This is a genomic window from Ilumatobacter nonamiensis YM16-303 (assembly GCF_000350145.1).
Lineage (GTDB): Bacteria > Actinomycetota > Acidimicrobiia > Acidimicrobiales > Ilumatobacteraceae > Ilumatobacter_A > Ilumatobacter_A nonamiensis.
On record NZ_BAOL01000262.1, the window covers coordinates 1 to 6,336 of the forward strand.

At 68.2% G+C, this 6,336-nt stretch carries 7 protein-coding genes; 6 read left to right on the forward strand and 1 reads right to left on the reverse strand.

The annotated features are described in order from the left end of the window. Positions 1–255 precede the first annotated feature (255 nt). From ON45_RS19230 to ON45_RS19245, 4 genes are all read left to right on the forward strand, one after another. Positions 256–876, forward strand: a complete 621-nt coding sequence (locus tag ON45_RS19230) for an RlpA-like double-psi beta-barrel domain-containing protein (protein ID WP_040496174.1) — start codon at positions 256–258, stop codon at positions 874–876. Between the two features lie 227 nt (positions 877–1,103). Further along, positions 1,104–2,330, forward strand: a complete 1,227-nt coding sequence (locus ON45_RS19235; RefSeq protein ID WP_051063417.1) for an acyl-CoA dehydrogenase family protein — start codon at positions 1,104–1,106, stop codon at positions 2,328–2,330. A 57-nt stretch (positions 2,331–2,387) separates the two neighbouring features. Next, positions 2,388–2,945, forward strand: coding sequence for a YceI family protein (locus ON45_RS19240; protein WP_040496175.1), 558 nt, complete (start codon positions 2,388–2,390; stop codon positions 2,943–2,945). Between the two features lie 61 nt (positions 2,946–3,006). Further along, positions 3,007–4,407 (forward strand): amidase, encoded by a 1,401-nt coding sequence (locus tag ON45_RS19245; RefSeq protein ID WP_040496178.1) that lies wholly within the window; start codon positions 3,007–3,009, stop codon positions 4,405–4,407. 4 nt (positions 4,408–4,411) lie between these two features. On the opposite strand, the gene ON45_RS19250 is transcribed toward ON45_RS19245, so the two are convergent. Beyond that, positions 4,412–4,903 carry a pyridoxamine 5'-phosphate oxidase family protein gene (locus ON45_RS19250; RefSeq protein ID WP_158412530.1) on the reverse strand — a complete coding sequence of 164 codons (492 nt, stop codon included), beginning with the start codon at positions 4,901–4,903 and terminating at the stop codon, positions 4,412–4,414. A gap of 58 nt (positions 4,904–4,961) precedes the next feature. Here ON45_RS19250 and ON45_RS19255 point away from each other — a divergent pair, with 58 nt between their 5' ends. Both ON45_RS19255 and ON45_RS19260 read left to right on the forward strand, forming a co-directional pair. Continuing rightward, entirely contained in the window at positions 4,962–5,663 is a 702-nt protein-coding gene (locus tag ON45_RS19255; protein WP_040496182.1) for a MaoC family dehydratase, read from the forward strand. Between the two features lie 17 nt (positions 5,664–5,680). Then, positions 5,681–6,301 carry a histidine phosphatase family protein gene (locus ON45_RS19260; protein WP_040496186.1) on the forward strand — a complete coding sequence of 207 codons (621 nt, stop codon included), beginning with the start codon at positions 5,681–5,683 and terminating at the stop codon, positions 6,299–6,301. Positions 6,302–6,336: the final 35 nt, after the last annotated feature.

Here is a 6,336-nt window from a genome sequence, read left to right on the forward strand (position 1 = left end):
TCCGAGTCAAGCGTGTGGCTCTCGCAGGCTGACTGGGATGTCTCGGCTGGTGTGAAGGAGTCCAGACGTCGACAGAGGTTCCGCGCTCCAAGGAGGACAACAGGTACGGGAAGTTGTCCACTGACACCACCCTCAGGTCCGGAACAGAGAGTTCGTAGGCGGCACCGCCGGACGACACAAGTCGGCGGCGACCAGATCAGGCATACGCGGTGTAGTTCGTCGAGTCGGCGGAGTTCGGGGTTACCGTCGAGGACCGTGTTCGAGCCCCCCGTAGTCGGCGACGACGTCCTCGACGTCCGTCCCCATGCCCCCACGTACCTCGCGCGGTTGCCGCCGGCGCGCGTGTTGGTCCCAGCGATCCTGATCTGCCTCGCCGTCGCGGCGCTGCGAGCTGACTCGGTCATCGGCGCCGTCGTCGCTGTCGCCGGCACGATCACCGTCGTCGCAAGCCTGCTCGGGCTGCTGGCGCTTCATTTCCGCACCACGTACCTGCGGGTGACCCGGGGGAGGATCGAGCTGCGCGGCCCACTCGTCCGCGACCGCGACATCGACGTGAGAGCGTCTGCGGCATTGTTGGCGTCGGTTCCCCAGTACAACGCCGGTATCGCGCCGATGCTGATGGTCCGGCCAGTTCGTGGTCGCTCGTTGTGCGTCAACGGCACCTATTGGAACTCTGGTGATCTCCTCGAGGTCGCCCGACGGATCGGCGCCACGGTGATCGACGAACCGTGTACGCCCGCGGAGGTCCAGCGGATGCTTCCTGGGTCTCTCCCGCTGATGTATCGGCGACCTGTGCTCTGGGGGTTCGGCATCGTTGCCGGCGTGCTCCTGGCACTGACCGTCGTGCTGACCGTTGCCGTTCTCGTGCTCGGCTGAACCGCGGCCGGTCGGTTCGTCAGATGGGACGGTCACGTGCACCCCTGGTGACCAGACTCCGCCGCCGTCGAGCAGGATCATCCGACGACGGATGACGCGGCCATCGAAATCGGCGGAGCGTCACGGAGGGACGAGCAGCCCAGCGGTGGCGCACACCCGTTCAGATCCTTCGCGCACACGCTGAGGCGAATTCAACCGGAGGACCACGGCGGCGCGAGAATCGACTCATGACCGCTCTCGAGGACCGTCCCGTTTCCACCGACTCCGAAACCCAACTCGTGAACGACGCGCTCGACGCGCTCCTCGCGGAGCACGATCCGCGCTCGATGGAGAACGAGGAGTTCCGCGGCGCCCGCTTCGATGCCGGGCTGGCGTGGGTGCACTTCGCCGAGGGCGATGGCGGCCTGGGCGTGCGCCCGGAGCTGAATCGGCTGGTCGACCGACGGCTGCGCGAGGCCGGTGCGCAGCCGACCGACCCGCGCACGTTCTTCATGGCGCTCGCCGGGCCGACGATCGCCACCCACGGCGACGCCGCCGTCAAGGAGCGCTTCCTCCGGCCGATGTTCACCGGCGAGGAGAAGTGGTGCCAGCTGTTCTCCGAGCCGGGAGCCGGATCGGACTTCGCCGGCCTCGGCTGCCGCGCCGAACGCGATGGCGACGAATGGATCGTCAACGGACAGAAGGTGTGGAACACGCTCGCCCACCTCGCCGACTTCGGCATGCTCGTGACGCGCACCGACCCCGACGCCCCGAAGCACAAGGGGATGACGTACTTCGCGCTCGACATGCGCGCCGAGGGCGTGGAGGTGCGGCCGCTGCGGCAGATCACCGGGGAGGCCGAGTTCAACGAGGTGTACATGACCGACGTCCGCGTCCCGGACGCGCACCGGGTCGGCGCCGTCGGCGAAGGTTGGCGGGCCAGCCTCACCACCCTCATGAACGAGCGCAACGCGATCGGCGGTGGCGGCGGAGGCGCCCCCAAGCGTGGCGGTGCCGCCAACGACGCCGTCGAGGTCTGGCAGGCGATGGATCCGTCGAAGCAGACGGCGGCCGACAAGGACACGCTCATGAACTGGTGGGTCCAGGCCGAGGTCGGTCGCCTGACCAACATGCGCGCCGCGCAGAACGCGAAGGCGGGCAACCCCGGTCCGGAGATGTCGATCGCGAAGCTCGCCTACTCCGAACTCAACAAGGGCCTCTACGAGTTCTGCATGAACCTGATGGGCGCCGATGCCCTGATCGACTACGACTACACCTTCCGTCGCCCCGAGGACCTCGACGTGTCCGGGACGGCACACGGCCTGCGCTACGCCTTCCTGCGCGTCCGGGCGAACTCGATCGAGGGCGGGACGTCGGAGATCATGCGCAACATCCTCGGCGAGCAGGTGCTCGGCCTGCCCGGAGAGCCGCGCGTCGACAAGTCGGTCGCGTGGAACGAGGTACCGCGCAACTGAGTCCGCGGTCATCTCGCAATAGTTGCGTACGCAAATACTCGCGATAGGATGGTTGTCATGACAACGAACTCACTTCCCCTCGCACCAGGCACCTGGAACGCCGATCCATCGCACACCACCGTCGGCTTCACGGTGCGTCACCTCGGACTCTCCAAGGTGCGCGGTCGCTTCGACGGCGTCGACTCGACGGTCGTCGTCGGCGACGATCTCGCGAGCAGCAAGGTCGATGCCAAGATCGAACTCGGCACCGTCGCCACCGGGAACTCGGACCGCGACGCCCACCTCAAGTCGAGCGACTTCTTCAACGCCGACACCAACCCGCAGATGACCTTCACGTCGACGGAGATTCGTGGCGACGGTGAGGAGTACACACTGCTCGGTGACCTCACCCTCAACGGAGTGACCAAGCCGGTCGAACTCGACGTCGAGTTCTTCGGCACCTCGGTCTTCCCGGCCGACCAGAGCACACGCGCCGGTTTCTCGGCGACCGGATCGCTGTCGCGCAAGGACTTCGGAATCGAGTTCAACATGGCGCTCGGCGGCGACAAGGTGATGATCTCCGACAAGGTCGCACTCGAGCTGGACGTCCAACTCGTCGCACCGTCCACCGACTGATCGTTCACGCCCGTCGCGTCCGGGCTGGAAATCGAACCGGGCGACGGGCGATGATCGTCCCATGACGGAACTCTGGGAACGATCCGCCCTCGACCTCGCCGCGATGATCCGGGCGGGAGAGACGACCAGTCGAGCTGTCGTCGATGCCCACCTCGCCCGGATCGACGCGGTCAACGGCGACGTCAACGCGGTCGTTCGTCGGCTCGACGACTCGGCACGCGAGGCCGCCGACGCGGCCGACCTCGCCGTCGCCGACGGACAACGACTCGGTCGGTTCCACGGTGTTCCGTTCACCGTGAAGGAGAACATCGACCTCATCGGAAGCCCGACCACGCAGGGCGTCGCGGCGATGGCCGAGGCGCTTCCACCGCTCGACGCGCCGGTGACCGAACGGATGAAGGCGGCCGGAGCGATCCCACTCGCACGGACGAACCTGCCCGACTTCGGACTCCGGGTCCACACCGACTCGTCGCTCCACGGACTCACCCGGAACCCGCACCATCCGGGCCGGACCGCGGGCGGATCGAGTGGAGGGGAAGCCGCCGCGATCGCCACCGGAATGAGTCCGATCGGACTCGGCAACGACATCGGCGGATCGCTGCGCAATCCCGCACACTGTTGCGGCATCGCCTCGATCAAGCCGTCTGTCGGGGTCGTCCCCGCGGCGTCGTCGCTCCCGCCGGAGGATCCGTCGCTGTCGACGCAGCAGATGGCGGTCGAGGGTGTCATGGCCCGACGGGTCGCCGACGTGCGCGCCGGACTCGAGGTGCTCGCAGGTCCGCACCGCCGCGACCCGGCGAGCCTCCCTGTGTACCTGACAGCTCTCGGCGAAGGAGAACGACTGCGGGTCGCGGTCCTGCCCGAACCGCCCGGCGGCCCCACGCATCCGGAGATCTCCGCCGCTGTCCGGTCCGCCGGCGACACGCTGGCCGCTGCGGGACATGACGTCGTCGAGGCGACACCGCCGATGTACGCCGAGACGATCGACATGTGGGCCGCCCTCCTGATCCAGGACATCGCGGTGATCCGCCCGCTGCTCGAGGCGGTGATGGGCGAGGCCGCGCAGGAGATCATCGCGAACCTGCTGGGGGGCGCTCCCGAGTCGACCGTCGAGAGCATCTCGATGCTGCAGGGTGCGCGCTCGATGACGATGCGCCTGTGGGCGGAGTTCTTCGTCGATCATCCGATCGTGCTGTCACCGACGTGGGCGATGCCGGCGTTCGAGCACGGGGCCGACCTCACCGAGGGTGACGAACTGATCCGCGACACTCTGCGACCGGTCCTGCCGGTGAACTTCCTGGGGCTTCCCGCGGCGGTCGCGCCACACGGCCTCGCGGACGGACTGCCGGTCGGCATCCAGGTGATCGGCGATCGCTTCACCGACCTCCGTTGTCTCGACGTCGCCGCTCAGCTCGAGGCCGCCGGCGACCCGCTCCTGCCCGTCGACCCCGTCACGGCCTGAGCGTTCAGGTCTCGATCGTGCCGCTGGAGGCGAGGTCGACCGGCTCGTCGGAGAACTTCGCCTTGAGGAACTCGAACACCTGCACCGCGGCAGTCGGAGCCGTCCAGTACTCCCAGCGGTCCGATTGGACGAACGCCACGATCGCATCATCCTTGCCGTCGGGGAAGTACTCGGCCGACGCATCGTCCCAGAGCTCGTCCAGCAGTTTGGGGTCGTCGGACAGGCGGAGCCGACCGGCGATCGACACCCACGTGACGCCCTCGTCCACGATCGACGCGTTCGCCGCCTCACCGTCGGCGCCCACCCACTGATCGTCGCGACCGACCAGGAAGAACACGTCCCCGTGGTCGTTGTAGGTCTGCACGGTCAACGGTCGGGACGACAGCGTGCCCCGTTCGTCGATCGTCGTGAGCATCGCCGTCCGATCACCGCTGAGCCGGTCGCGAAGATCGTCGATCGTGATGTCCTGCGCGTCGTTCGTGGCTGGGTTCGTCATGGACCCGGCGTACCCGCTGCCGCGGGTGGCCAATCCTGCGGTGCGCGACACTCGACGCATGGAGATGCAGCCCTGGTCGGTCACGGCGGTCAACCTTCCCGAGCACGCCGACAACCCGATCCACACCGATGAAGGCGGCCGCGCCGCCGGTTTCCCGGGCGCGCTGGTCGCAGGGATCACGACGTACGCCGCGATGACCCACCTCCCCACGACCGCGTGGGGCATCGAGTGGGTGCGCTCCGGTGGTGCGTTCGTGCGGTTCCGGCACCCGGTACTCGACGGCGACCTGGTCGACTGCGTCGTCGGTGCCGACGGTGAGGTGACCGCGGAGGTCGACGGCCAACGACGGGCCGAGGCGACGTTCACACCGCACGCCCCGAAACCGGATCCGTCGCGTTCCGGTGAGGAACTCGAACCGATCCAGCTGCTCCTCGACGAGTCGTGGTCCGACTACGGCATCCGCTCGGGCGACGACTCTCCGCTGTATGCAGCGAACCGGGTCGCCCACCCATCGGCGTGGCCGCGGATCGCGAACCAGTTCTGTCACGAGCAGTTGGTGAGCGGATCATGGATCCACGTGCGGAGCCGGATCACCCATCTCGACACCGTCGAGATCGGATCGCACGTCGACGCGACCGCCGTGGTCGTCGAGCGGATCGACAGTCGCGCTGGTGAGCGGGCGGTGCTCGACGTCCGCATCGGGTCCGACGGCCGCCCGGTCGCGGTCATCGAACACGAGGCGATCATCGCGCTCGCGTGATGCGCGACGATGGCGGCATGGTCGCCATCGAACGATCGCAGCGCATCGTGCTCGCGCGACATGCCGAGACCGAGTGGAGCCGCAGCGGCCGACACACCGGACGCACCGACCTCGAGCTGACCGCCGCCGGGCGCGACGCTGCCGTGCTGCTCGGCGCGCGACTCCGCCATCGGCGGTTCGACCATGCCGGGTCGAGTCCGCTGCAGCGTGCCGTCACGACGGCGCATCTGGCCGGCTTCGACGACCCGGTGATCGACGACGACCTGCTCGAGTGGGACTACGGCGACTACGAAGGCGTCACCACCGCGGAGATCCGTCGCGAACGTCCCGGCTGGGAGCTCTGGGTCGACGGCGCACCGAACGGGGAATCGCCCGAGGAGGTCTCCGAGCGCGCCGACGCGGCGGTCGAACGCGCGACACGACGGTGCGCGGACGGATTCGATTCGATCGTGTTCGGCCACGGCCACATGCTCACCGCGATGGCCGTGCGCTGGGTCGGGCTCCCGATCGCGGACGGGCGGCACCTGCGGATCTCGACCGGCTCGATCGCGATCCTCCGGTGGAAGCGCGAGAACCGGGTGATCGATCTCTGGAACGACCGTTCCCACCTGACCGATCCCCTCGCCGACACCGACTGACCCGGTGTTCTCGTGAACAGTTCGCGCACGGAGCG